This window comes from Micromonospora sp. A200, from assembly GCF_029893845.1.
GTDB lineage: Bacteria > Actinomycetota > Actinomycetes > Mycobacteriales > Micromonosporaceae > Micromonospora > Micromonospora purpureochromogenes.
This window is the reverse complement of record NZ_JARXXY010000033.1, coordinates 1-23,882: the sequence shown is the minus strand read 5'-3', so window position 1 is coordinate 23,882 and position 23,882 is coordinate 1. Positions and strand designations below refer to the sequence as shown.

The 23,882-nt window shown below is 70.7% G+C and carries 23 protein-coding genes; 16 read left to right on the top strand and 7 right to left on the bottom strand.

From position 1 onward, the window contains the following. Positions 1-67: 67 nt before the first annotated feature. Positions 68-580, top strand: a complete 513-nt coding sequence (locus tag M2302_RS25985) for a DinB family protein (protein WP_280840467.1) — start codon at positions 68-70, stop codon at positions 578-580. Here the strand turns inward: M2302_RS25985 and M2302_RS25980 are convergent. Further along, positions 577-2,241, bottom strand: a complete 1,665-nt coding sequence (locus M2302_RS25980; RefSeq protein ID WP_280840466.1) for a hypothetical protein — start codon at positions 2,239-2,241, stop codon at positions 577-579. The two genes, M2302_RS25985 and M2302_RS25980, sit on opposite strands and share 4 nt — an antisense overlap. 137 nt (positions 2,242-2,378) lie before the next feature. On the opposite strand from M2302_RS25980, the gene M2302_RS25975 reads away from it, so the two are divergent. The 4 genes from M2302_RS25975 (at position 2,379) to M2302_RS25960 (ending at position 7,330) form a co-directional block, all read left to right on the top strand. Continuing rightward, positions 2,379-4,556, top strand: a complete 2,178-nt coding sequence (locus M2302_RS25975; protein WP_280840465.1) for a glycoside hydrolase domain-containing protein — start codon at positions 2,379-2,381, stop codon at positions 4,554-4,556. Positions 4,557-4,565: 9 nt separating this feature from the next. Then, positions 4,566-5,228: a hypothetical protein gene (locus tag M2302_RS25970; protein WP_280840464.1), complete on the top strand. Its 663-nt coding sequence runs from the start codon at positions 4,566-4,568 to the stop codon at positions 5,226-5,228. A gap of 204 nt (positions 5,229-5,432) precedes the next feature. After that, positions 5,433-5,780, top strand: coding sequence for a hypothetical protein (locus tag M2302_RS25965; RefSeq protein ID WP_280840463.1), 348 nt, complete (start codon positions 5,433-5,435; stop codon positions 5,778-5,780). 95 nt (positions 5,781-5,875) lie between these two features. Continuing rightward, positions 5,876-7,330: a polysaccharide biosynthesis protein gene (locus M2302_RS25960; protein ID WP_348529456.1), complete on the top strand. Its 1,455-nt coding sequence runs from the start codon at positions 5,876-5,878 to the stop codon at positions 7,328-7,330. Between the two features lie 77 nt (positions 7,331-7,407). Here the strand turns inward: M2302_RS25960 and M2302_RS25955 are convergent, their stop codons facing one another. After that, a complete protein-coding gene (locus tag M2302_RS25955) occupies positions 7,408-9,210 on the bottom strand; it encodes an ABC transporter ATP-binding protein (protein ID WP_280840461.1) in 1,803 nt (600 codons plus the stop codon). Positions 9,211-9,292: 82 nt separating this feature from the next. Here M2302_RS25955 and M2302_RS25950 point away from each other — a divergent pair, with 82 nt between their 5' ends. After that, on the top strand, positions 9,293-9,721 hold the full coding sequence (locus M2302_RS25950) for a MarR family transcriptional regulator (protein WP_238448743.1): 429 nt from the start codon (positions 9,293-9,295) through the stop codon (positions 9,719-9,721). Between the two features lie 144 nt (positions 9,722-9,865). Here M2302_RS25950 and M2302_RS25945 read toward each other — a convergent pair whose 3' ends face one another. The 4 genes from M2302_RS25945 to M2302_RS25930 all read right to left on the bottom strand — a co-directional run bounded on the left by M2302_RS25945 (position 9,866) and on the right by M2302_RS25930 (position 13,239). After that, entirely contained in the window at positions 9,866-10,891 is a 1,026-nt protein-coding gene (locus M2302_RS25945; RefSeq protein WP_280840460.1) for a DUF559 domain-containing protein, read from the bottom strand. A 186-nt stretch (positions 10,892-11,077) separates the two neighbouring features. Next, positions 11,078-12,271, bottom strand: coding sequence for a sigma-70 family RNA polymerase sigma factor (locus M2302_RS25940; protein WP_280840459.1), 1,194 nt, complete (start codon positions 12,269-12,271; stop codon positions 11,078-11,080). After that, positions 12,268-12,615 (bottom strand): YciI family protein, encoded by a 348-nt coding sequence (locus M2302_RS25935; protein WP_280840507.1) that lies wholly within the window; start codon positions 12,613-12,615, stop codon positions 12,268-12,270. Before M2302_RS25935 ends, M2302_RS25940 begins: the two co-directional genes overlap by 4 nt. Before the next feature lie 81 nt (positions 12,616-12,696). Continuing rightward, a complete protein-coding gene (locus M2302_RS25930; RefSeq protein WP_280840458.1) occupies positions 12,697-13,239 on the bottom strand; it encodes a peroxidase-related enzyme in 543 nt (180 codons plus the stop codon). Between the two features lie 223 nt (positions 13,240-13,462). Between M2302_RS25930 and M2302_RS25925 the strand changes: the two genes are divergently transcribed. The 6 genes from M2302_RS25925 (at position 13,463) to M2302_RS25900 (ending at position 17,248) form a co-directional block, all read left to right on the top strand. Further along, positions 13,463-14,194, top strand: coding sequence for a lysozyme (locus tag M2302_RS25925; protein WP_280840457.1), 732 nt, complete (start codon positions 13,463-13,465; stop codon positions 14,192-14,194). Between the two features lie 60 nt (positions 14,195-14,254). Then, the gene (locus M2302_RS25920) at positions 14,255-14,926 is read left to right on the top strand and encodes a peptidoglycan recognition family protein (RefSeq protein WP_280840456.1); all 672 of its coding nucleotides are present in this window, start codon (positions 14,255-14,257) and stop codon (positions 14,924-14,926) included. 35 nt (positions 14,927-14,961) lie between these two features. Next, a complete protein-coding gene (locus M2302_RS25915) occupies positions 14,962-15,324 on the top strand; it encodes a metalloregulator ArsR/SmtB family transcription factor (protein ID WP_280840455.1) in 363 nt (120 codons plus the stop codon). After that, complete coding sequence (locus tag M2302_RS25910; protein WP_280840454.1) at positions 15,324-15,965, top strand: SRPBCC family protein; 642 nt, start codon at positions 15,324-15,326, stop codon at positions 15,963-15,965. The genes M2302_RS25915 and M2302_RS25910 overlap by 1 nt, the downstream gene beginning before the upstream one ends. Before the next feature lie 171 nt (positions 15,966-16,136). Next, positions 16,137-16,727, top strand: coding sequence for an NADAR family protein (locus M2302_RS25905; RefSeq protein ID WP_280840506.1), 591 nt, complete (start codon positions 16,137-16,139; stop codon positions 16,725-16,727). Positions 16,728-16,738: 11 nt separating this feature from the next. Beyond that, on the top strand, positions 16,739-17,248 hold the full coding sequence (locus M2302_RS25900) for an NUDIX domain-containing protein (protein ID WP_280840453.1): 510 nt from the start codon (positions 16,739-16,741) through the stop codon (positions 17,246-17,248). A gap of 407 nt (positions 17,249-17,655) precedes the next feature. Here M2302_RS25900 and M2302_RS25895 read toward each other — a convergent pair whose 3' ends face one another. Further along, complete coding sequence (locus M2302_RS25895; RefSeq protein WP_280840452.1) at positions 17,656-19,617, bottom strand: ABC transporter ATP-binding protein; 1,962 nt, start codon at positions 19,615-19,617, stop codon at positions 17,656-17,658. A 238-nt stretch (positions 19,618-19,855) separates the two neighbouring features. Here M2302_RS25895 and pgi point away from each other — a divergent pair, with 238 nt between their 5' ends. The 4 genes from pgi to M2302_RS25875 all read left to right on the top strand — a co-directional run bounded on the left by pgi (position 19,856) and on the right by M2302_RS25875 (position 23,813). After that, complete coding sequence (gene pgi, locus M2302_RS25890) at positions 19,856-21,493, top strand: glucose-6-phosphate isomerase (RefSeq protein ID WP_280840451.1); 1,638 nt, start codon at positions 19,856-19,858, stop codon at positions 21,491-21,493. Positions 21,494-21,601: 108 nt separating this feature from the next. Next, the gene (locus M2302_RS25885; RefSeq protein ID WP_280840450.1) at positions 21,602-22,327 is read left to right on the top strand and encodes a GntR family transcriptional regulator; all 726 of its coding nucleotides are present in this window, start codon (positions 21,602-21,604) and stop codon (positions 22,325-22,327) included. Continuing rightward, the gene (locus M2302_RS25880; protein WP_280840449.1) at positions 22,315-23,154 is read left to right on the top strand and encodes a sterol desaturase family protein; all 840 of its coding nucleotides are present in this window, start codon (positions 22,315-22,317) and stop codon (positions 23,152-23,154) included. Before M2302_RS25885 ends, M2302_RS25880 begins: the two co-directional genes overlap by 13 nt. Beyond that, positions 23,151-23,813 carry a lysoplasmalogenase gene (locus M2302_RS25875; RefSeq protein ID WP_280840448.1) on the top strand — a complete coding sequence of 221 codons (663 nt, stop codon included), beginning with the start codon at positions 23,151-23,153 and terminating at the stop codon, positions 23,811-23,813. The genes M2302_RS25880 and M2302_RS25875 overlap by 4 nt, the downstream gene beginning before the upstream one ends. Positions 23,814-23,882: the final 69 nt, after the last annotated feature.

Sequence of the window (23,882 nt, the reverse complement as noted above, 5' to 3'; positions counted from 1 at the left end):
CCGCCTAGGAGGCGTCCTGCCGATCTTGGTGGGGCGACACGAGACCTCAGAGGTCTAGCGTCTGGATGTGACGACTGCCCGGCCGCTCGACAGCGAGGAGCTCGCAAGCACGGCTTCGGAGCGCGAGGTTCTGGAAGCCTTCATCGACGCGTACCAGGATGTGATCATCGCTAGGCTCCGAGGACTGTCGGCGGATGACGCTCGTCGGCGCCTGGTGCCATCGCTCACCACGCTTATCGGCCTCATCAAACACGCCGCCGCTGTTGAGCGGAACTGGTTCCAGCAATGTCTGGCCCAGCAGCTGCGTGAACAGGTCGCGGGCAACTCGTTCGGTGACGACGCCAGTTGGCAGGCCGGCTCGGACGAGACGGTCGCGAACGTCATCGCGGAGTACGTCACGGCCTGTGATCGGTCGAGGCAGAGCGCAGCCGGCTTCGCCCTCGACGACACTGTGCCTCATTCCCGCCTGGGAAGGGTGTGGCTGCGCTACATCTACGTTCACATAATCCGCGAGTTGGCACGGCACTGCCGCCACGCCGACATCCTCCGGGAGCAGGTCGACGGCGTGACCGGGCACTAGTGGTTGGCGCTTGCGTACACCGTCTCCGGCAGGTTGAGCCACCAGGCGGCCGCGGCTCGTACCGGCTCGGGCATCTGGTCGTCGGCGCGTAACCGTTGCAGCATGGTGAGATTGCGGGTCATACCAAGACCGTAGGTCAGGCCGTTGAGCGCTGCCGCGTTTGTCGATTGGCGCGTTCGCCTCCACAGCCCGGCGTGATAGGCGATCGCGCGCCCCCAGAACTGGTCGTCGCTACGCCCTCCTACGTGCCCGATCGCCTGTGCTGCCGCGACGGTGATCGAGGCTGGCACCCCGCTCGCGGTGACCAGCCGCTCGATCACCGCCCGTTGCTCTCCTCCCCCAAGCAGCCGCAGGGCTTCGATCATGGCGGGCGCCACCGGGCTGGCGAGTACCGCCGAACCGGCCAGTTCCGCGGACAGCGCGGCGGCCAGGCGTTGGCGGTACGGCGTACCGCTCACCGTGATAGCTGCGTACATTCGGACGTCGAACACCGGGCTGAAGAGCAGTTCGTCTACCAGGGTCGGCAGCACGTCGTCGTGGAACGGGGGCGCATCGCCGGGCATCAGGGCCACGACGGTGTTGATGATGCGGTCGACTAACTGCCGGCTCGCCTCCCTTTCCGTTAGCCGGCCGGCGCGAAGGACGTGGCGCAGCGTCGGATCGGTGGCCAGCCGGCGTAGCCGGTTCCGGCTGGCCGTCGAGGCGGTGTCCGGCAGGCGACGGAGCAACTCGACCGCGAGTGGCTGGACATCGTCGCGCCTGGTCGAGTCCGAAGCCAACTCGTTGATGATCGCCATCAGGAGCGGCATCTCCGCGTCGGTGAAGTGTCCGAAGCGGAGCTTCCGCACGCTCGCCAACAGGGCACCGAACTGGGCTCGGTCGTTTGTCGGGTGGACCAGCTGATGTAGCACGTGCCGGTTGGCATCGGGGTGGCGGCTCGCATCAAGAACGCTCACCGTCTCGACGAAGACCTGGTTGGTTCGGTCGGCCGCGAGGCTGGCACAGGCAGCGACGGCTGCCTGTTGGCCGACGGGGTGAGCCAGTAGGCGGCTGAGCGCTTCGTACCGCTGCATCCAGGCAATCCCGTCGGCGACGATGGTTTCGCTGAGCAGTCGCTCGGCGATGTCCGTCCAGGCCCGCTGCGGACTGATCACCACCTGCGGCGCGGCCGCCAACCGCCGGGTGAGCTCGTCCCACTCCACTCCGGTGAGCAGCGCGGTCGAGGAACTGGCCATGTCGACGAGTTCACTGAGTCGGTGCGGATCCGCCGGTCGTTCCGGACCTCGGGTCAGCATCGGCGAGGCGTCGCCGGTGGATGCCGCGTACCGGTAGATGGTGTCGATCAACGCCACGAGCCGGTGGGAGGGCAGGTCGAGTAGCTCCTCGTACCGGCAGATCGTCGGGTACGACACGCGTACCACTGCGGTTTCCCAGCGCGAGATCTGGTAGATGCTGGTGCGCTTGGGCCAGGACCCGCCCTGGAACGCCTGGGCGAAGTCGGCCGATCGCAGCCACCGTTCGCTCGGCCCGTACAGCCGGTTGACCCGAAGCAGCCATCCGACGCGCTGCTGCTGCGCTGGCAGACGCGGAAGCGCCGCCGGTCCGGTGCCCGACCGGTACGGACGCCCGCGACGGCCGGAGGCGCTCCGCCCGGCTCCCACGGGCCATTTATTGCACAGGTGATGACGCTGTGCAACGCCTCCGCCACGAGCCGACACCCGGGCTGATCCTGGAGGCACCCGCACACGGACCGATGCACTCCCCGCCCACCCGAGAAGCGCCGCCGGAACGAGGAGCCATGCCGCTCACCATCCATAAACGGGCAACCTGGGCCCCGTACGTGAACCCAGCCCAGCGACCACACGCCGCCGCACCTCCCGAGCGCAGCAGCAACCCCGACTGGAACGCCGTCGGGGGTGTGTTCATCCACCACCGCGGCCCGGCGGATCCGTTCGGCAACGACTACGAGTCGGAGGCCGCGTGCCAGAAGGACGTCGCCGAAATCTACGAGGCCCACACACGGGACCCCAAGAAGTACAACGGGGACATCGCCTACAACTTCCTCATATGCCGCCACGGCAACATCTACGAGGGCCGTGGGTACCAGCGCGGCGAGGCCAACTCTCCAGGCCACATTTGTGACGATGACGAGAGGATCGGCAGAAACGCGGGCTTCTACTCCATCTGCGCGCTCATGAGGTCGAACCATACGGCCGCCGAGGCCATGCTGGGCGCCTACCGACAGCTCATCGAGCACCTGCGGACTGAGGCTCCCAGGAAGGCCGGGCTCAGAATCATTCCGCATTCCTTCGAGTCCGACATCCCCACCGAGTGCCCCGGAAACCTGACGATGTACGCCCAGCGCGGCTCGACGATCGACCCGAGCGCGCCTTGGACCGGCCTCGCCGACATCCACGTCTTCGGGGCCCAGCGGTGGGTGAACGCCGCCTACCGCAGCGCCCCGGGATACCTGGCTTGTCCGGAGGACGGGCGTACCGGCTGGCCGACCGTTCTGTCGCTCACCCAAGGCCTGCAACACGAACTCGGCATAACTCCGACCGTGCAGAATTTCGGTCCCGGCACCTTCGAGGCGGTCCGCAGGCGGGACACCCTGCCCGAGGAGGAGTTCAACCTGAACCTGGTCCGGATCTACAACGCCGCCCTGTGGTGCAAGGGCTATTGGACCTCAGACGAGTTGATCGACTGGAACAGCGACTCCCAGGACGCCCTCGAGAGGCTCTACGGTGACGCGGGGCTGTCGTACGCGGACGAGTCGATGCGGCGCAGGATGTGGCCGCACGTCGTCAAGGCACTGATGCGCATGGACCAGTTCAAGCTCGTGCCCGGCGGCGATGCCGACATCCAGCACATTCAGCAGCGGCTCAACGCCCGCTACGTCGCCGGCGTGGGGATCCCCGCGATGCGGCTGGTGCCCTGCGACGGCTTCTACTCGCGTGAGGTCCAGCAGGGGCTGATGATGGCCATCCAATACGAGATCGGCATCGACTTGTACTCCATCAACGGCTACTTCGGACCCGGCACGCAGGCTGGTCTGAAGGGGCGGGGTTCCGGCCAGCTCACCGGCGACTTGCGCTACCTGTTCCGTTCGGCATGCTACTTCAACTCTCCGACAATACTGCCGGGCACGCCCCCGACGCCGCTAAGCTACCGCGCGGAGGACATCGGTACCGATGGCGCGACCAGCACCCACGTGGAATGGGTACGTGCCTTCCAGCGCTTTTCGCAGATTCCGGTCACCGGCATCAACGACTACACCACGTGGGCGCAACTGCTGGTGTCCTGCGGTGACAGCGCCCGACCTGCCACCGGATGTGACTGCATCACCCAGATCACCGCCACCCGAGCTTCACAACTGAGGGCTTACGGCTACCAGATTGTCGGCCGCTACCTCGACGAACACCTGCCGCCGACCGACGAGCACTTCCTCGACAAGGCCCTCAAGCCCGGCGAGCCGCAGACCATCCTGGACGCCGGACTGAGGCTCTTTCCGATCTTTCAATGGAACGGCACGCAGTTGTTCAACTTCACCTATCAGAAGGGATATGAACAGGGTCAAGTCGCCCACCACAGGGCCGTCGAACATCGTATCCCCGGGGGCGCCTGCATCTATTTCGCCGTCGACTACGACGCGTTGGACACTGACATCGACACCCACATCAAGCCCTACTTTCGGGGCGTGCGGGACGGCCTCGACGAGCTGGGCAACCGCTACGCCTTCGGCGTCTACGGCTCGCGCCACGTGTGCAGTCGCGTCTCCCGCGAGGTCGGCGCCCGCTGGTCACTGGTTTCCGGGATGTCCTGGGGCTACTCCGGCAACCTCGGATTCCCCCTGCCGGACAACTGGTCGTTCAACCAGATCAGCGAGTACGAGTTCCAGCCGGGCTGGGGGCTGGACCACGACGTCTGGCGCCAAGGGGCCGACCCCGGTGTCTCCGCCCTCGACAGCGCCGAGTGAGGAACAAAAATGATCACGAGACGTAGCCTGCTCGGCGTCGCCGCCGCCGCCGGCGTCCTGACCGTCGCCCCCGGGGTAGCCGCCCGCGCAAGCGACACGAACGCGGGTCGGTGGACGGAGCCCCGGTCCGCCAACGGCTGGCGCATCGGCCCGGCCGCCATCACTACATACCGGGTCGAGGGGTCGAGCGCCACAGTTGCCCTGCGGCAGGGTCCCGCCGCCACGGTCCTGCTGCACGTCGCCCGCCGCTGGCACTACGAGATCGCCGCCTTGGACAACGGCGAAGGCGGCGGGATCGCCGGCCACACGGGTCACCGAGAGATCCGGGCGCGCTACGAGTCCAACCACCTGTCCGGCACCGCCATCGCGCTGCATCCCACCGCGTACCCCGCAGGTGGCAGCGAGCGGTTGTGGCCACATCACGAAGCGATCGTGCGGGACATCCTGATCGACTGCGAAGGCACGGTCGTCTGGGGCGGTGATCTCACGCCGGCGAAAGCGTCGCACTTCCACATTGTCGGCGCACCCGGCGACACCGCCCTGGCACGCACCGCCGCCCGGCTGGACACAAGCGTGCAGACGGAGTATCGGACCCAGACCGCCGGCAGGGTCGCCGACCCGGCGACACCGGCGCGCCGCGCCGAGACCCGGCGCCTTCCCCGCCCGCGCTGACTGTCAGCCCACACGAGGCCGGCGCTTGTCGCCCACCTCACTGCCCCACCAACCGGTACCAACACGGTCACTGGCATCGACCGTTGTCCGCTCACGTGAGGAGAAGTAATGAAAAGGTCGGCAACACGAGTCGTCGCAGCCGTGGCTCTCGGCGTCCTTCTGGCTGGCGCAGGCGCCACGCCCGCATCGGCTGGGCCCACCGGCGTGAATCCCGCCAACTGCGGCACCGGCAACACTTGGAAGTACAAGGACTTCGACGTGGACGGCGCCGTCATGCGCGAGGAACTGCGGCACTCATACGGCTGCAGCGGAGTCGGCTGGGGCCGCCTGTCGCGCGTCAGGGGTTCGAGCGCCCGGCCACTTGCCTTGGTCCAGTCGGCCTGGAATCCCGGCGGGCCCAGTCAGGGCGGAGTGCCCGGGACAAACTGGACGTACACCGTCGATGCCAGCCCGGGCAAGGAGGTGTGCGCCGGCTTCCAGGCCTACTGGGTGGACGCCCTCGGCGCCTGGCACCACATCGACTGGTTTTTCGCCGGCTGCTACACCGCATAGCGCTCGCCAATCAATGCTGACCCTTCCCGCGAACTGGTCCGGATAACCCTCGGGCCCCAGATCCCGGCACCGCCGATCGGTTGACCCTGGGACAAATGCAGGGGTGGCACACCCGAACGGCGGTGCCGGGCGAACGTAGCCCTGCTTCGAATCTGAGAGCGAATATGATGCACCAGGCGGCAACGGACGAAGTCTTGCAACGCATGCTAACGGCTGTTCCACCCCACCGGAAAGAAGTCTCCGCCGCCGACCGACGGCGACTTTCGGAGCTGACCTCCGAGCTGCTGCGAACCCGATCCGGATGCGTCGATGAACTACGTCGCTACTCGGCCATCAGGCAGAGGGCAATACCTTTGCCGCTAGATGCGGTCATGGCGGCGGTCCGTGGCCGACGCATTCTGGTGACCGGAGGTAGTGGTTGTCTCGGTACTGCTCTGCTGAGCCAGCTCAGCCTCCTTGGGCCGGGCGTCTTGATGAGTGCGGCCATAACACACCCGAGGCGGCCCGTTTCCGGCGTACGGTACCTGCGGCTGGATATCCGCGACTACGGATCCGTTCGCGCATTTATGCAGAAGCACCGCCCTGACATAGTCTTTCACCTTGCCGCCCAGCGGAACCCTGGCTTGGCCGAATACCAAGTTGCCCGAACTGTTCACACCAACGTACTAGGCACCCTCAACGTCGCCAAAGCGGCCGAACGGGCCGGCGCTGAAAGCCTCGTGTATGCGTCGACCGGAAAAGCTTTGCGTCCGTACACCAGTGATGTTTATGCCGAGTCGAAACGGATGGGTGAATGGCTGGTGAGCCAGGTGGCTGCACGCGGCAATATCGCCTGCGCCGGCGTCCGATTTACTCACGTGGTAGACAACTCGATCGTCCTGCAACGGTTCCGCAACTGGTGTCGCACCGGCAAGGTAATACGTCTTCACTCGCCGGATACGCTATTCTACGCCCAGTCTGCGGCAGAATCGGCACAGCTAATGCTAACGGCTATGTTGCTGTCGGATAAGCCGCTTATGCGACTATGCATGATCCGGGACCTGGGCTGGCCGGTAAACCTGCTCGACCTGGCGCTCGGCGTCGTCGCCGAGTCCGGCGGCGACGTGCCACTCTACATTGCCGGCTACGAACCCGGTTACGAGGAGATGCCGTACCCCGGTCTGTACGACCCGATGCTAGCTGGGGACGTCAGCCCACTGATGAATGCAATGGAGGCGCACAACTTGCAGGAGTCGGCTAGCCGAGCCGTTGACATGGTATCGGTGCATCCCGTTTCGGCGCCGGCCCTTACTCGACGAATGCCAAAGCTCCAGGATCTCTGCACTGCTGGCGACGATGCCGCTGTCCGTATCATCTTCGATGACATGGCGTGGAAGCTGCTCGAGCAGATTGCCATGGCGGCCTCACCCACGGCCGTGAGACGCATGGTGCAAGTCAGCAGGCCTTACCGCGATCAGCTAAGCCCTGAACATCGGAAGTTGGACGAAGTCCTTCGCCGTGCTGCGTGTGTGTCCTCCGTTGCAGCTCTCGACGAAGCCAACAGCCGGTGACCGCAATGGTCAGCGGCCGTTCGACAGGACGGCCCGAGGCCCGCTGACCCGGCCGTACTCCCGTCGGCGCGGCCGGGTCAGCGGGCGAGCGCCGCGTAGCGCCCGTCGCGGTCGATCAGCATGTCGTGGGTGCCAGACTCGACGATGCGCCCGTGGTCGACCACGGCGATCTGGTCGGCGTCGCGCACGGTGGAGAGCCGGTGCGCGATGGTGATCACGGTACGACCCCGGGCGAGCTGGTCGAAGGCCCGTTGCACCGCCCGTTCGGTCTCGGTGTCCAGGGCGCTGGTGGCCTCGTCCAGCACCAGGACGCGCGGGTCGCGCAGCAGGGTGCGGGCGATCGCCAGGCGCTGCTTTTCCCCGCCGGAGAAGCGGTGCCCTCGGGAGCCGACCACGGTGTCGTACCCGTCGGGAAGGCCGGCGATGAGGTCGTGGATCTGCGCGGCGCGGGCCGCGTCCTCGATCTCGGCGTCGGTGGCGTCGGGCCGGGCGTACCGGAGGTTCTCCCGCACCGTGGTGTGCAGCAGGTAGGTCTCCTGGCTGACCACGCCCACCACGGCCGCGAGGTCGGTCAGCCGCAGGTCGCGCAGGTCGACGCCGTCGATGGTGATCCGGCCGCTGCCGGGGTCGTGCAGGCGGCTGACCAGGGCCGCGAGGGTGCTCTTGCCGGAGCCGGTCTCACCGACGAGCGCCAGGCTGGTGCCGGCCGGCACGTCCAGGGTGATCCCGGCGACGGCGGCGGTGTCGTTGCCCGGGTAGCTGAAGGTGACGTCCTCGAGGCGCAGGTGGCCGCGGACCCGCGCCGGGTCGATCTCGATCGGGTGCGCCGGGTCGTCCACCTCCACCGGGAGGTCCAGGTACTCGAAGATCCGGGCGAAGAGCGCCAGCGACGCGGTCAGCGAGACGCCGACGTTGAGCAGCCCCATCAGGGGGCGGAACAGGCCGCCCTGCAGGGCGGTGAAGGCGACCAGGGTGCCGATGCTGAGGGTGCCGGCGGTGCCGGGCAGGCCGGCGCTGAGGTAGATGACCGCCGGGATGGCGGCGAAGATGACCGTCATCGTGGCCATCCGCCAGCGCCCGGCCAGCTCGGAGCGGAGTTCGAGGTCGACCAGGCGGGCCGACGAGGTGGCGAACCGGTCGATCAGCGCGGCGCCGGCGCCGAGGGTCTTGCTGAGCTGCACGCCGCTGATCGACAGCCCCTCCTCGATGGTGACGTTGAGGTCGGCCAGTTCGCGCTGACGCTGGGCGGTGATCTCGCGGCGCATCCGGGCCACCTTGCGGGTCAGCCAGATGGCCGGGGGCAGCACCAGGAGCGAGACCAGGGAGAGCCGCCAGGAGAGCGCCACCATGGCGACCGCGGTGGCCACCACCGTGGTCAGGTTGGCCGCGATCGAGGTAGCGGTGGAGGTGACGACGGTCTGCATGCCGCCGATGTCGTTGGTGATGCGGGACTGCACCTCGCCGGTGCGGGTCCGGGTGAAGAACGCGATCGACTGGCGGTGCAGGTGGGTGAAGACGTCGGTGCGCAGCCGGTGCATCACCAGCTGGCCGACGCGGGTGGAGATCCAGGTCTGCACGACGCCGAGCACGGCGGTCACGGCCGCGACCGCGACCATGCCGACGACCAGCCAGACCAGCAGGGTCAGGTCGCGCTCGGGCAGCGCGCGGTCGATCACGGCACGCAGCAGGAACGGTGTGGCCATCGCCAGCACCGACGAGACCACGATGATCATGGTGATGGTGGCCAACTGCCAGCGGTACGCGGTGAAGAGCCGGCCGATGCGGCGCAGCGACACGTCGCGGGCCTGGTCCTTCTCGGCGGCGGAGACGGTACGGGGGGCGCCGCCGCGGCCCTCCCGATGGGTGGGGGTCGGATCCAAGGAGTGCCTCTTCCTGTCGGGGTCTATTGCTGAGGTTGCCTCATCATGAGGGAACAACAGGAGTTTCTGCTACCGTATTCCCGTGGACGCCGACGAGCGCGAGGCGCACGAGGAGAGCCTGGCCGAGCTGTTCTGGGCGGTGGCCCGCCGGCTGCGCCACCAGTCCCGGCAGACCCTCGAACCGTGGGAGATCAACCCCGGCCACGCCCGCGCCCTCGCCGTACTCGGTCGGCACGGGCCCATGCGGCTCAGTGCGCTCGCCGACCACCTGCACATCGCGCCCCGCTCCACCACCGAGGTCGTCGACGGTCTGGAGGAACGCGGGCTCGTCGCGCGCCACCCCGACCCGGCCGACCGGCGCGCGACCCTGGTCACGCTGACCGACGAGGGTACGCGGATCGGCGCGGCCATCCGCGCGGCCCGTACCGCCGAGGCGGACCGCTTCTTCGGTCACCTCTCCCCCGCCGACCACGCGCACCTGGCCCGCATCCTCCGCACCCTCCGCGACTGACCTCATCCCCGTCTTGCCTGGGGCGGGCGCGGTGGGGCTGCCGGCTTGCAAGGCCCTCGGCGCGCACCCCGCTGTTTGCTTCGCCTCGTGCGGCCTGATCGTGTTCGACGGCGAGGCGTGCCCGCCTCGCGCCCGCCGACACCGTCACGCGCTCAGGCGGCGGCTGGCCAGGATCGCCAGCACCTCGCGGCGTACCGCGTCGGTCTCGTGCACCAGGCGGCGGTGGGCGAAGCGCACCACGAGGATGCCGACGGTGGCGAGCAGTGCGTCCCGCCGCAGGTCGACCTCGCGTTGTCGCGGGTCGGCGTGCGTGCTCGCGCCGTCGAGTTCGAAGTCGACCCGCTCCCGCTCGGCCCAGACGTCCAGGTACATCGTCCGGTGACCAATGACGATCCGGGTCTGCCGTTGGAACGCCGGCATCCCCGCGCCAGTGAAGACGTGGTCGTGACCCCAGATCTCCAAGGGGCTGCGGCAGCCGGCCTGGAGCCGATCCACCAGCGTCCGCAGTTCGGCGCGACCGGCGAGGCGCGGGACGCGGTCGAGGGCGGCGGCGATGCGCTGCGGTGTCGTGAGCCGGTCGTTGACGGCGCGGATCACCGGCGCGGGGCGGTCCACGGCGGGCAGCAGCGGCCAGGCGTCGACCAACGCCTGCTCCAACCGCATCACGGGAACGCCCGAGCGGCTCACCACCTGCGGCGGCCCCATCACCAGCCCATGGCGGTGATGCACCGCGAGATGGGGTCGAGGGCGGACGCCTGACCCGCGCGGCGCGTCCAGGTGCACGGGCTCGTCCGCGGGCTGGCGGCGCAGGCCCCAGACGTCGAGGGCGGTGAGGCAGCTCAGGACCGCCCGCCCGTCGGCGTAGGCGAGGGCCGCGCGCCTCCTCGCTCCCGGTCCGAGGCGCAGGAAGGCCGGAGCGTCGAGCGGACGACCGACGGGGACGGCTTCGTGGTTCGGGCCGGCCTGGGCCGGTGGGAGCCTCGGGCCCTCTTCTTCCCCCAAGGCGCTGGGCTCGCCACGAGCCAGGTCTGCGTCGACGTAGACGCCGGGTAGCACGCGCAGCAGTCGACCGACGTGGCAGGCGTGCCACAGCACCCACTCGGGGACCACCTCGGTCACCACCCGCCGGGTCACCACTCCCTCGCCCCGCTCCAACAGAGCCAGCAACATCGGATGCACCCCGGCAGGCTGCCGCCCGCCCCACCCCGCCCGCTCGCCCACTTCGCCTTCCTGTGGACGCCACCCCCGCTTGTGGAGAACCCCCACCCCGACGGCTCATCTGCTACGGCGCGCCCATGATCGGGTCGCAGAATTCGAGAGGTTCGTCGGCGTGTCGTCTCGGAACGACGTACTGGATCAAGGGAGTCCGGCGAGTTGGGCGCGGAGGTACGCGCGCTCGGGGGCGTTGGCGGTGTGGGCGATGGCGGCCTCGTAGGCCGCGGCCGCCTCCGCAGTCCGGTCGAGGCGGCGGAGGAGGTTGGCTCGGACGGCGTGGAAGACGTGGTACGTGTCGAGGTGCAGGTCGTCAACGAGGGCGAGCGCTACGGCGGGGCCGTGCACCTCGGCGACGGCCACGGCCCGGTTCAGCGCCACCACCGGGCCGGGGGCGAGCGCCTGGAGCTGGTCGTACAGCTGGAGGACCTGGCTCCAGTCGGTGGGGGCGTCGCTGTGCACGGCGTTGATCGCGGCCTGGAGCTGGTACGGGCCGGGCCGGTTGCGGCGCAGGCAGCGGCGGACCAGGGCCTGCCCCTCGGCGATCAGCGCCTGGTCCCAGCGGGTGCGGTCCTGCTCGGCGAGCGGGACCAGCGCGCCCTGGGCGGTGACCCGGGCGGGGCGGCGGGCCTCGGTCAGCAGCATCAGCGCGAGCAGGCCCAGCGCCTCCGGCTCGTCGGGCATCAGATCGACCAGCAGCCGGCCCAGCCGCAGCGCCTCGGCGCACAGCTCCGTGCGGACCAGCCGATCCCCGGCACTCGCCGTGTAGCCCTCGTTGAAGATCAGGTAGACCACGGCGAGCACCGCCCGCAGCCGGTCGGGCAGGTCGGCGTCGCGCGGGACGCGGTACGGGATCCCGGCGTCGCGGATCTTGGCCTTGGCGCGGACCAGCCGCTGGGCCATGGTGGCCTCGGGGACCAGAAAGGCCCGGGCGATCTCGGCGGTGCTCAACCCGCCGAGCAGGCGCAGCGTGAGCGCGACCCGGGCGGCCGGGCCGAGCGCCGGGTGGCAGCAGGTGAAGATCAGCCGGAGCCGGTCGTCGCGCACGGGTCCCTCCTCGGCCGGTGGCTCCTGGGCGTACAGCAGCGCGGCCTGGGCGTGCCGGTCCGCCCGGGAGGCCTCCCGTCGCAGCCGGTCGATGGCGCGGCGGCGGGCGGTGGTGATGATCCAGCCAGCCGGGCTGGGCGGCGCTCCGGTCTCCGGCCAGCGCCGCACCGCCTCGGTGAAGGCGTCCTGGACCGCCTCCTCGGCGAGGTCGATGTCGCCGAGGACGCGGACCAGCACGGCGACCGCCCGGCCGTACTCGGCGCGGAAGGCCGCCTCGACGTCGAGGGTCACCCCTCGCCCTGGAAGGGGCGCACCTCGATCGGCAGCGTGGTGGCGAGGGCGTACCGGCGGCCCCACTCGAGGGCGGCGTCGAGGTCGGCGGCGCGGATGATGGTGAACCCGCCCAGGTACTCCTTGCCCTCGACGAAGGGGCCGTCGGTGACCAGCACCTCGCCGTCCTTCGGGCGCAGCACGGTGGCGGTCTCCGGGGCGTGCAGCCCCTGCCCGAAGACCCACGAGCCGGTCGCCTCGAGCTCCTCGCGGATGGCGCCCAGCTCCCGCATCACCCCGGCCAGGAACTCCGGGTCCGGCGTCCCGCCCTCGGGCTGGTACATGCTCAACAGGTACTGCTTCATGTCGTCCTCCTGGTGTGGATCGGCTTCCACCCTCCATACGATCGACGGGCGGGCGGATCGACACTGCGGCGAGGGGAATTTTCAGGCGCGGTAGCCCGCGGTCAGGATCCGCTGCGCGGACATCGCGTACGCCCGGGGGTCGTCCGGGGTGGCGGCGCCGAGCCCGTCGACGTACCGGTTGTACATGCTGAAGGCGGCGGCGATCAGGACCACGTCGTGGATCTCCCGATCGGTGGCGCCGTGGGCGCGGGCGGCGTCGACCAGCTCGCCGGTGACGGCGCGCCCGTCCTCGCGGACGGTGTCGGCGAGCCGCAGCAGGGCGCGCAGCTTCTCCGGCACCGGGGCGGTCGACAGGTCGGCGAGGACCCGGTCGACCAGGTCGGGGCCGTCGTCGAGCTGGGCCCCGGCGGTGGCGGAGTGCGACGCGCGGCAGAAGTCGCACCCGGTGCGGCCCGAGACGTACGCGGCGATGAGTTCGCGTTCACCGCGGGTCAGGCTGCTCGGCCCGCGTAGCAGCACCTCGGCCAGGTCCATCAGCGGTCCCGCGGTCTCCGGCCGGTACCGCAGCAGGCCGACGATGCCGGGCTCGCGCCGTTCGTCCACGCCGAGGTCGATGTGCGCCATCCGGTCGCCCTTCCGTTGGCCGCGCCCACCGGGCTCGGCAGCTGGCCCCGCCATTCTGGCGGGTACGTCGACGCGGATCCATGGCCGGACGGTCAGGCATGTCGAGGGACTCCATAGATAATCTTGACTTTGTCTATTGAAATTTATCTACGCCTCATGACCTAATACTGACAGTTCCTTTCGTCACTCCCGCCGCCCCCGCGGCGCCCCCCAGGGAGGAAAGATGAACCGTCTCCGCGCGTGCGCGGCCGCACTGCTGGCGACCGTCACGGCGGTCGCCGCCGTCAGCCTCGTCGCCGGCTCCGCCGGCGCCGCCCCCGCCGGCCTGCCCGGCATGGACGTCTCCAGCCACCAGGGCAACGTGAACTGGTCGGCCGCCTGGAACAACGGCGCCCGGTTCGCGTACGTCAAGGCCACCGAGGGCACCTACTACACCAACCCGTACTTCGCCCAGCAGTACAACGGCTCCTACAACGTCGGGATGATCCGGGGCTCGTACCACTTCGCCCGCCCGGACACCACCAGCGGCGCCACCCAGGCCAACTACTTCGTCGACCACGGCGGGGGCTGGTCCAAGGACGGCCGAACGCTGCCCGGCGCGCTCGACATCGAGTACAACCCGTACGGCGCGACCTGCTACGGCCTGAGCCAGAGCGCGATGCGCAGCTGGATCGCGTCCTTCGTCAACCAGTACCACGCGCGCACCGGCCGGTGGGCCACCATCTACACCACCACCGACTGGTGGACCACCTGCACCGGCAACACCTCGCAGTTCGCCGCCAACAATCCGCTGTGGATCGCCCGCTACGCCAGCACCGTGGGCACCCTGCCGGCGGGCTGGCCGACGTACTCCTTCTGGCAGTGGTCGTCCTCGGGCGTCTTCCCCGGTGACCAGAACGTCTGGAACGGCACCCTCGACCGGCTCCGGGTGCTGGCCTGCAACGGACCCTGCTGACCCCCACCGGCGGCGGTCCGCCGGCCCGCCGTCGGCACCACCGACGAAGGAGGCACCCCAATGTCCGTACCCGTGTCCCGCCGGGCCGCGCTGCGCGGCGCGGTCCTGCTCGGCGCCGCCGCCGGCGCCTCCGCCCTGACCCAGCTCGGCGGGGGCCGCGACGCGCGCGCCGTCGCCACCCGCGTCGACCAGCCCGTCATCGCCAACTGCGCGACCTGGGGCGCCCGACCCCCGTCGTCACCGGTCAGCGTGGTGCAGAGCCGACCCAACAAGATCATCGTGCACCACACCGCGTTCCCGAACACCACCGACTACAGCCTGGCCAAGGCGTACGCGAACTCCCGGGACATCCAGAACCTGCACATGGACAGCAACGGCTGGCTCGACTCCGGGCAGCACTTCACCAACAGCCGGGGCGGGTACCTCACCGAGGGCCGGCACGGCAGCCTCTACGGGCTGCTGCACGGGCAGACCATGGTGCAGGGCGCGCACTGCGTCGGGCAGAACAGCCAGGCGATCGGCATCGAGAACGACGGCATCTACCTGAACGTGCAGCCGCCGGTGGCGCTCTGGAACAGCCTGATCGTCTTCTGCGCCTTCACCTGCCAGCAGTACGGCATCGCGCCCAGTGAGATCTACGGGCACAAGGACTTCAACAACACCCAGTGCCCTGGCCTGCTGCACGGCCGGCTTCCCGAGCTGCGCGCCGCCGTCGCCGCACGACTGGGGTGATTGCTTATATAAGCCGGGGCTGATAGAAAGGGTCCGTGCACGCCTTCGACGTCCTCGGCGACCCGGTGCGCCGCCGCATCCTGGAGCTGCTCGCCGATGGCGAACTCAGCGCCGGGGAGGTCTGCACGGTGATCCAGCGGGAGTACGGCATCTCGCAGCCCGCCGTCTCGCAGCACCTCCGGGTGCTGCGGGACAACGGCTTCGCCACCGTCCGACCGCAGGGCGCCCGCCGTCTCTACGCCGTCGACCCGCGACCGCTGCGCGAGGTCGACGAGTGGCTGGCCGGCTTCCGCCGGTTCTGGGCCCCGGCCCTGGACGCCCTCGCCACCGAGCTGGCGCGCGGCCGACGCGAACGGCGCCTGCACCCACCGCAGGACCCGACCGAGGAGAAACCCTGATGACCGACGTCACGCACCAGATCAGCGCCGTGCGGCGCACCGTGGGCAGCCGGAGCCTGGAAGCCGGCGAGGCCCGGGTGATGACGATCAGCCAGACGTACGACGCGCCCCTGGAGGACCTCTGGGACGCCTGCACCAACGCCGAACGCATCCCCCGCTGGTTCCTGCCGGTCTCCGGCGAGCTGCGGCTGCACGGCCGCTACCAGCTCGAGGGCAACGCCGGCGGCACCATCCAGCGCTGCGACCCGCCGAAGAGCTTCGCCGCCACCTGGGAGTACGGCGACGAGGTCAGCTGGATCGAGGTGCGGCTGACGCCGGAGGGCGACGGGCGTACCCGGTTCGAGCTGGAGCACGTCGCGCACGTCGACGACGAGCGCTGGACCGAGTTCGGCCCGGGCGCGGTCGGCGTCGGCTGGGACCTGGGTCTGCTCGGCCTCGCCTCGCACCTGGCCGCCGACGGCAGCGGGATCTCGCCCGAGCAGGCCGAAGCCTGGATGGGCTCCGAGGAGGGTCGGCGGTTCGTCACCCTGAGCAGCGAGAGCTGGGGCAAGGCCAGCGTCGCCGCCGGCACCGACCCGGAGGCCGCGCGGGCCGCGACGGCACGCACCACCGCCTTCTACACCGGCGCACCCGCCGCCTGACCACCAGACCTTCCGGGTACGCGGGCCAACTCGGGAAGCGCGCCGGCCCGTGTGGGTACGCACGGCCCGGCGCGCTCCCAGGTCCCCGCCGACGCGCCGGACGAGCCGGTTTCGGCGGGCCGGGGGAAACCGGGAGGCGGAGTGTCGGTGCCCGGGGCGACACTGTGGAGCATGCCGCCGCCCCGCAGTCCCGCCGACCTCGCCGCCCTCGTCCAGAGCGGACAGCCGGTGAAGTACCTCTGTTTCTGGGGGCACCGACCCCGGCGCGACGGCACCGTCGGCGCGGGCTGCCTGAGCCAGTGGTGGCCGGCGGCGTTCACGGTGGACGGCCGCCGCTTCACCACCGCCGAGCACTGGATGATGTGGCAGAAGGCGGCGCTCTTCGGCGACGAGGAGGCCGGCGAGCGGATCCTCGCCGCCGGCCACCCGCACCGCGCCAAGGCGCTCGGCCGCCAGGTGCGCGGCTTCGACCAAGCGGTGTGGGAGGCCCGGCGGTACGACATCGTGGTCGCCGGCAGCGTCGCCAAGTTCGGCCAGCACGACGACCTGCGGGCGTACCTGCTGGGCACCGGCGACCGGGTGCTGGTCGAGGCGAGCCCGGTGGACCGGGTGTGGGGCATCGGGCTGGCCGCCGACGACCCGCGCGCCGAGGACCCGGCCCGGTGGCGGGGGCTGAACCTGCTCGGCTTCGCGCTGATGCAGGCCCGGGAGACGCTCCGGGAGCAGGTTGATCGGTCGCCGGAGCCGCCACCGGGCCGGTAACGTGCGGCGACATGACCGGCTCTCCCTACGCGCACTGCTCCTTCTGCGGCGCCGCCTACCCGGCGGACGCCGACTGGCCGCGAATCTGCGCGGCCTGCGGCGAGACGGTCTGGCGCAACCCGCTGCCGGTCGCGGTGGCGCTGCTGCCGGTCCGCACCGACGCCGGCCTGGGCCTGGTGGTGGTCCGCCGGGACATCGAGCCGGCGCGCGGCCTGCTCGCGCTGCCGGGTGGCTTCATCGAGTACGGCGAGGAGTGGGCCGACGCGCTGGTCCGGGAGCTGCGCGAGGAGACCGGCCTGATCGGCGAGGCCGACCAGGCCCGGCTGTTCGCGGTGCACGGGGCACCGGCCGGCGGCACCATCATGATCTTCGGGGAGCTGCCCGAGCGGCCGGCCGACGGGCTGCCGCCGTCGGCGCCGACCGAGGAGGCGACCGAGTGGCTGGTGCTCACCGAGCCCGTCGAGCTGGCCTTCTCCACGCACACGCAGGCGATGGCGGAGTTCTTCGCCCGGCAGGGTTGAGCGCCCGCCGGGCGACCGGGACACCGGCCGGACGGGCGGCCCGACGCCGAGTGGTGCCGCCGGCGGAGGATTCTTCTCGCCAACCGGGACGCGTCCTCGGCGCCGCCCGACCGGGCGATCCGGCGCGGAGGGTCGACCCTCCGCGCCGGATCACCGCTCAGCTCGCCGAACAGGTGGGCGTGGCGGACGGTCCCACGCCGGTGCCCTGGAAGCCGAAGGTGGTGCTGGCGCCGGCGCCCAGCTGACCGTTCTTCAACGAAAATCAATGTCTCGCATGGCGGGTGGTCGTACCCGGCGTGTCAGCGAAGCTGCCGACGAACCGGAGGCTTCGGGACGCCGAAACTTTCGGGGTGGACGGGCGATGCCGACGGAAGCAGCGCGAGGAGGTGGCCATCCCACCCGACCGGTCACCCGGTCGACAAGCCCCCGGACTCCGTGCCGGCCGCCGCGAGGTAGCCGCTCGCCTGGAGTTCGAACAGCTCCCGGTAGAGCCCGTCGGCGGCCATCAGCTCCTGGTGGGTGCCGTGCTGCACCAGCCGGCCGTGGTCCAGCACGAAGATCCGGTCGGCGTGCCGGACGTTGGCCAGCCGGTGGGTGATCAGGACGACCGCCCGGTCGGGGCGGCGGCGCAGGTGCTGGAAGAGGGCGTGCTCGGCCCGGGCGTCGAGGGCGGCGGAGGGCTCGTCGCAGATCAGCAGCCGGGCCTCCCGGTAGAGGCCCCGGGCGGCGACGAGGCGCTGCCACTGGCCGCCGGAGAGGTCCTGGCCGTTCTTGAACTCCCGGTCGAGCAGGGTGTCGTACCCGAACGGGAGGTCGGCGATCATGTCGTGCGCGGTGGCGGCGCGGGCGGAGTCCTCCACGGTCGGGCCGGCCTGGTCGGCGCGGCGGTCGTGCCGGCCGATGCGGATGTTCTGCCCGGCGGTGAAGGGGAACTTCCAGTACTCCTGGGTCATCACCGCCACCTGGGCCGCGGTCTGCGCCGGGTCCAGCTCGGCAACGTCGACGCCGTCCCAGCGGATCGTCCCACCGGTGGGGCGGTAGAGCCCGGCGATGAGCTTGGCCAGGGTGGTCTTGCCGGAACCGTTCTCGCCGACCAGGGCGACCACCTCGCCCCGGCGGACGGTCAGGCTGACCTCGTCCACCGCCGGGGTGTCCGTGTCCGGGTAGCGGAGGCTGACCCCGTCGAGTGCGATGGTGTCGAACCCGGGTGCCGGGCGGCCCTCCCCCACCCCGATCCGCCCCCGCGCCCGCTCGAGGAAGTCCCGGTAGTCCTGGTAGTACAGGGCGTCCTCGTAGAGGTTGTTGGTGGCGAAGACGGCGATGCCGAGGCTGGACCGGGCGGACTGCAGCGCCAGCAGGGCGGTCGCCGCGGCGGCCAGCGCGACCACGCCGGTGAGCAGCAGCCCGCCGAGCACTGCGTACATCCCGAAGGCGGCCACCCCGGCTGCGGACATGCCGACCGCCCGGGTGGCGCTCTGCGCCCGGACCAGGCGCAGCTCGGCCCGGGTCTCCACGGCCATCACGCGGCGGAACTCGCCCAGTAGGAAGTCGCGCATCTGGTATGCCCGGACCTCGACGGCGGTGCGCCGGTTGGCCATCAGGTGCGCCAGCATCCACATCCGACGGCGGCGGGTGATCCGGGCCAGCATGGCCAGGTACTTTCGGCGGGCCATCCGGACCGCGGTGACCGCCTCGGGCACCGCGGCGAGCAGCAGGCACGGCAGGAGCACGGGCTGGATCACGGTCACCGCCGCGGCGGTGGCCAGCACGCCGACCACGCCGGTGATCAGGTTGACCGTGTGGTCTACGATGGACGCCGCCTCGGCCATCCCCCGGTCCCGGACCCGGTCCATCTCCTCGGCGAAGCCCGCGTCGTCGAAGGCGGCCAGCTCCACCGCCGTGGTGGCCTCGAAGAGCCGCAGCTCCACCTCGTAGTTGATCTGGGGCATCAACCGGGCCTGGGCCCAGCCGGCGGTCACGGTCAGGGCGCCCCGGGCCGTCACCGCCAGCGCGGCCAGGACCAGCGACGGCAGCGCGGCGCGGACCCGGTCGGGTGTCGGGCCGCCGGCGAACAGCTCACGCAGCACGCCGGTGGTGGCGAGCAGCCCGAGGGTGGTCATCACCCCGGCCGCGAGGTTCAGGCCGATCGCCGCGAGGGTGTCCCGCCGGTTGGTGGCCCAGGCGAGCGTGACCGCCTCCCGGACCAGGTGAGGCAGCCGCCGGGCGACCGACCGGAAGCTGGTGTGGGCGAACTCGGTAGCCCGGTGCATCCAGTGGCCGTCCTCCAGCTCCGGCAGCTCCAGTTCATCGGCGTTGTTGGACGGGCCGTCCTGTCGGGACGAGCGGCGTGGGCCGATCACCGTCGCCATGGGTCCTCCCGGGCCGAGGGACAGGGCAGGGGGAGAGCCTACTGTCGGCGACCGCGCGGTGTCCCGACGTGACCGGCGTGTCGTACACGTGTCGCAACGGCGTGTCGCCGACCACGGTGCGGGACGGGTCTGCCGCGTCGCGCCGCGCCGACCCCGCCGGGGTGGCAGGCTGGAGCCGAGCCGGCGGCGGCGCGAGGAGCGCCACCGGCGTCCCGTCGTGAAGGAGAAGATCGACCCGATGGCTGCGAGTGTGACCACCACCGACGAATGGCAGGCGCTGCGCAAGCACGCCGAGACGATGCGCGGCACCCACCTGCGGGAGCTGTTCGCCGCCGACCAGCGCCGGGGTGAGCGGCTCACCGGCGAGGTCGCCGACCTGCACGTCGACTACAGCAAGAACCTGGTCACCGACGAGACGCTGGAGCTGCTCACCGCGCTGGCCGAGCGGGCCCGGCTCAGCGACCGGATCTGCGCCATGTTCGCCGGGCGGCACATCAACTCCACCGAGGACCGCGCGGTGCTGCACACCGCGCTGCGGCTGCCCCGCGACGCCACCCTGATCGCCGACGGCCAGGACGTGGTCGCCGACGTGCACCGGGTACTGGACCGGATGGCGGCGTTCGCCGAGCGGGTCCGCTCCGGGCAGTGGCGGGGGCACACCGGCGAGCGGATCAGCACGGTGGTCAACATCGGCATCGGCGGGTCCGACCTCGGGCCTGTGATGGCGTACGAGGCGCTGAAGGCGTACCGGGACGGCGGGATCAGCTGCCGGTTCGTGTCCAACATCGACCCGACCGACATCCACGACAAGACCCACGACCTGGATCCGGCGACCACCCTCTTCGTGATCGTCTCGAAGACCTTCTCCACCCAGGAAACCCTGGCCAACGCCAACCAGGCGAAGATGTGGCTGCTGTCCGGGCTGGACGCCGACGACGACGCCGCGATCGCGAAGCACTTCGTCGCGGTGAGCACCAACGAGCAGCGGGTCCGCGACTTCGGCATCGACCCGCAGAACATGTTCGGCTTCTGGGACTGGGTGGGCGGCCGGTACTCGCTGCCCTCGGCCGTCGGGTTGTCGGTGATGCTGGCGGTCGGGCCCGACCGGTTCCGCGAACTGCTGGCCGGCTACCACGCCGTGGACGAGCACTTCCGGACCACGCCGGTGCAGCGCAACATCCCGGCACTGCTGGGCCTGCTGAACGTCTGGTACACCAACTTCCTCGGCGCGCAGACCCACGCCGTGCTGCCGTACTCGCAGTACCTGCACCGGTTCCCGGCGTACCTGCAGCAGTTGACGATGGAGAGCAACGGCAAGTCGGTGACGCTGGACGGCACCCCCGTCGACCACCAGACCGGCGAGATCTTCTGGGGCGAGCCGGGCACGAACGGCCAGCACGCGTTCTACCAGCTGATCCACCAGGGCACGCTGCTGATCCCGGCGGACTTCATCGGGTTCAGCCAGCCCAACCACGACCTCGGCGACATGCACGACCTGTTCATGTCGAACTTCTTCGCGCAGACCGCCGCGCTGGCGTTCGGGCGGACGAAGGAGCAGGTCGAGGCGGAGGGCACGAAGGCGGGCGTGGTGCCGCACCGGGTGATGCCGGGCAACCACCCGACCACCTCGATCATCGCGCCGAAGCTGACCGCGGGCACCCTCGGTCAGCTGATCGCGCTCTACGAGCACATCGTCTTCACCGAGGGCGCGATCTGGGACATCAACCCGTTCGACCAGTGGGGCGTGGAGCTGGGCAAGGTGATGGCCAACCAGCTCGCGCCGAAGCTGACCGGCGGTGACCCAGACCTGTCCGACGTGGACTCCTCCACCGCCGCGCTGATCCGCCGCTACCGGCGGGAGCGCGGCCGGGACTGAACCCCGCGAAACGGCGGCCGGGTCGTGGACCCGGCCGCCGTCTTTTTCGGGTACGCGAACTGGTCCAACCAGTTGACGGGTTGATGTGCGCGGGGTCACACTGCTGCCGTGGCCTTCGTTCCCGTCCCCCGCAGCTCCGTCGCCGACCACGTCTTCGGCCAGCTCCGCGACGCCATCGTCAGCGGCCGCTATCGCCCCGACGAACCGCTGCCGGGCGAGCGCGAGCTGGCCGCCGCGTTCGCGGTCAACCGGCACGCCGTGCGCGAGGCGCTGCGGCGGCTGCAACAGCTCGGCCTGCTCCGGGTCAGCCAGGGCGGCGCCACCCGGGTGCTCGACTGGCGGGTGCACGCCGGTCTCGACCTGGCGCTGTCCCTCGTGCAGTCCGGCGACGTGCTCCCCGTCGACACGCTGGTGCGGGACATGCTGGAGATGCGCGCCTGCGTCGGCGTGGACGCCGCCCGGCTCTGCGCCGAGCGGGCCGATGCCGAGCTGCGGGGCAGCGTCACCCGCGACGTCGAGGCGTACGCGGCGCTCGCCCCGGACCTGCACGCGATGGACAAGGCCAACATCGTGCTCTGGCGGGACATCGTCGACGGCTCCGGCAACACGGCGTACCTGCTGTCCTTCAACAGCCTGGTCGCCGGGGCGGTGGCCGTCGGCGAGGTGCCGCCCGAGCGCCGCGCCGCCGAGCTGCTGGACGTCACCGGCCACCGCCGGCTGGCCGAGGCGATCGCCGACGGGCGCGGCAACGACGCCGCCGCGCAGGCCCACGCGCTGCTCACCGCCTCGCTCACCACCCCCGCCACCCCACCAGGAAGGGAATGTCGAGCATGATCCCCGCCGTGCTCTACGCCGTACCCGCGTTCCTGCTGCTCGTCGTCGTGGAAGCGCTGTCGTACCGGTTCGCCCCCGACGACGACGAACGCGGCTACGAGCTGCGCGACACCACCACCAGCCTCACCATGGGCGTCGGGAGCGTGCTCATCGGCACTCCCTGGCGGCTCCTCACCGTCGGTCTCTACGTGGGGCTGTGGACCCTCGCCCCGGTGCAGCTCTCCCCCACCAGCGTCTGGACCTGGGTGCTGCTCTTCTTCGCCGAAGACCTGGCCTACTACTGGTTCCACCGAACCCACCACGAGGTACGCCTGTTCTGGGCCGCCCACGTGGTGCACCACTCCAGCACGTTCTACAACCTCTCCACCGCACTGCGGCAGGGCTGGACGACGCCGATGACCTCGCTGCCGTTCTGGCTGCCGCTGGCGTTGCTCGGCGTCCCGCCGTGGATGATCTTCCTTCAGCAGTCGATCAGCCTGCTGTACCAGTTCTTCCTGCACACCGAGCGGATCGACGTGCTGCCCCGGCCGATCGAATGGATCTTCAACACCCCGTCGCACCACCGGGTCCACCACGGCGCCAACACCGAGTACCTCGACCGCAACTACGGCGGCATCCTGATCGTCTGGGACCGGCTCTTCGGCAGCTTCGAGCCCGAACGCGCCGCCGTCCGCTACGGCCTGACCAAGAACATCAACACCTACAACCCGTTGCGGGTGGCCACCCACGAGTACGCCGCGATCTGGGCCGACGTCCGGCGGGACACGTCCTGGCGGCACCGGCTGGGGCACGTCTTCGGCCGGCCCGGCTGGCAGCCCGCCCGATGAGGCGGCTCTGGCCCGGGCTGTACGCGGCGGTCGTCGCCGTCGAGCTGGCCGGCGTCGCGCTCGACGTACCCGCGCTGCAGTGGGCGGCGAAGCCGCTGCTCGCGCCGCTGCTGCTGGCCTGGCTGCTGCGCGTACGCCGCAAGTGGGACCTGGTGGCGGCCGGCCTGGTGTTCGCGACGGCGGGTGACGTGGCGCTGCTGCTGCCCGGCACCACCGCGTTCCTGGTCGGGATGGGGTGCTTCCTCGGCACCCAGCTCTGCTTCCTGACCGCCTTCCTGCGGCACCGGCGGGCGCCGCTGGCCGCGTTCGCCGGCTACCTGGCTGTCTGGGCGGGCGCGAACGCGCTGCTCTGGGGGCGGCTGGGCGACCTGCGGCTGCCGGTGCTCGGCTACAGCCTGGCGTTGAGCCTGATGGCCGCCGCCTCGGTGGGGGTGTCCCGCCGGGCGGCGGCCGGCGGGGCGCTCTTCCTCGTCTCCGACGCGCTGATCGGGCTCGGCGCGGCGGGGGTGGAGCCGCCCGGGCGCCGGCTGGCGGTGATGGTCACCTACATCGCGGCCCTGGTCCTGCTCACCACCGCCTGGGCCCGCCGGGACGCCACCGAGCGGCCGACCGTGGCGGACCGCCCCTCGGGGCCGGTGGGGGCGACGACCGAGGGGTGACCGACCCCGATTGCGGCGTTGGGGGCCGGGGGGGAGGGGGCGGGCGGTCGCGCAGACCCCCCAAAACCC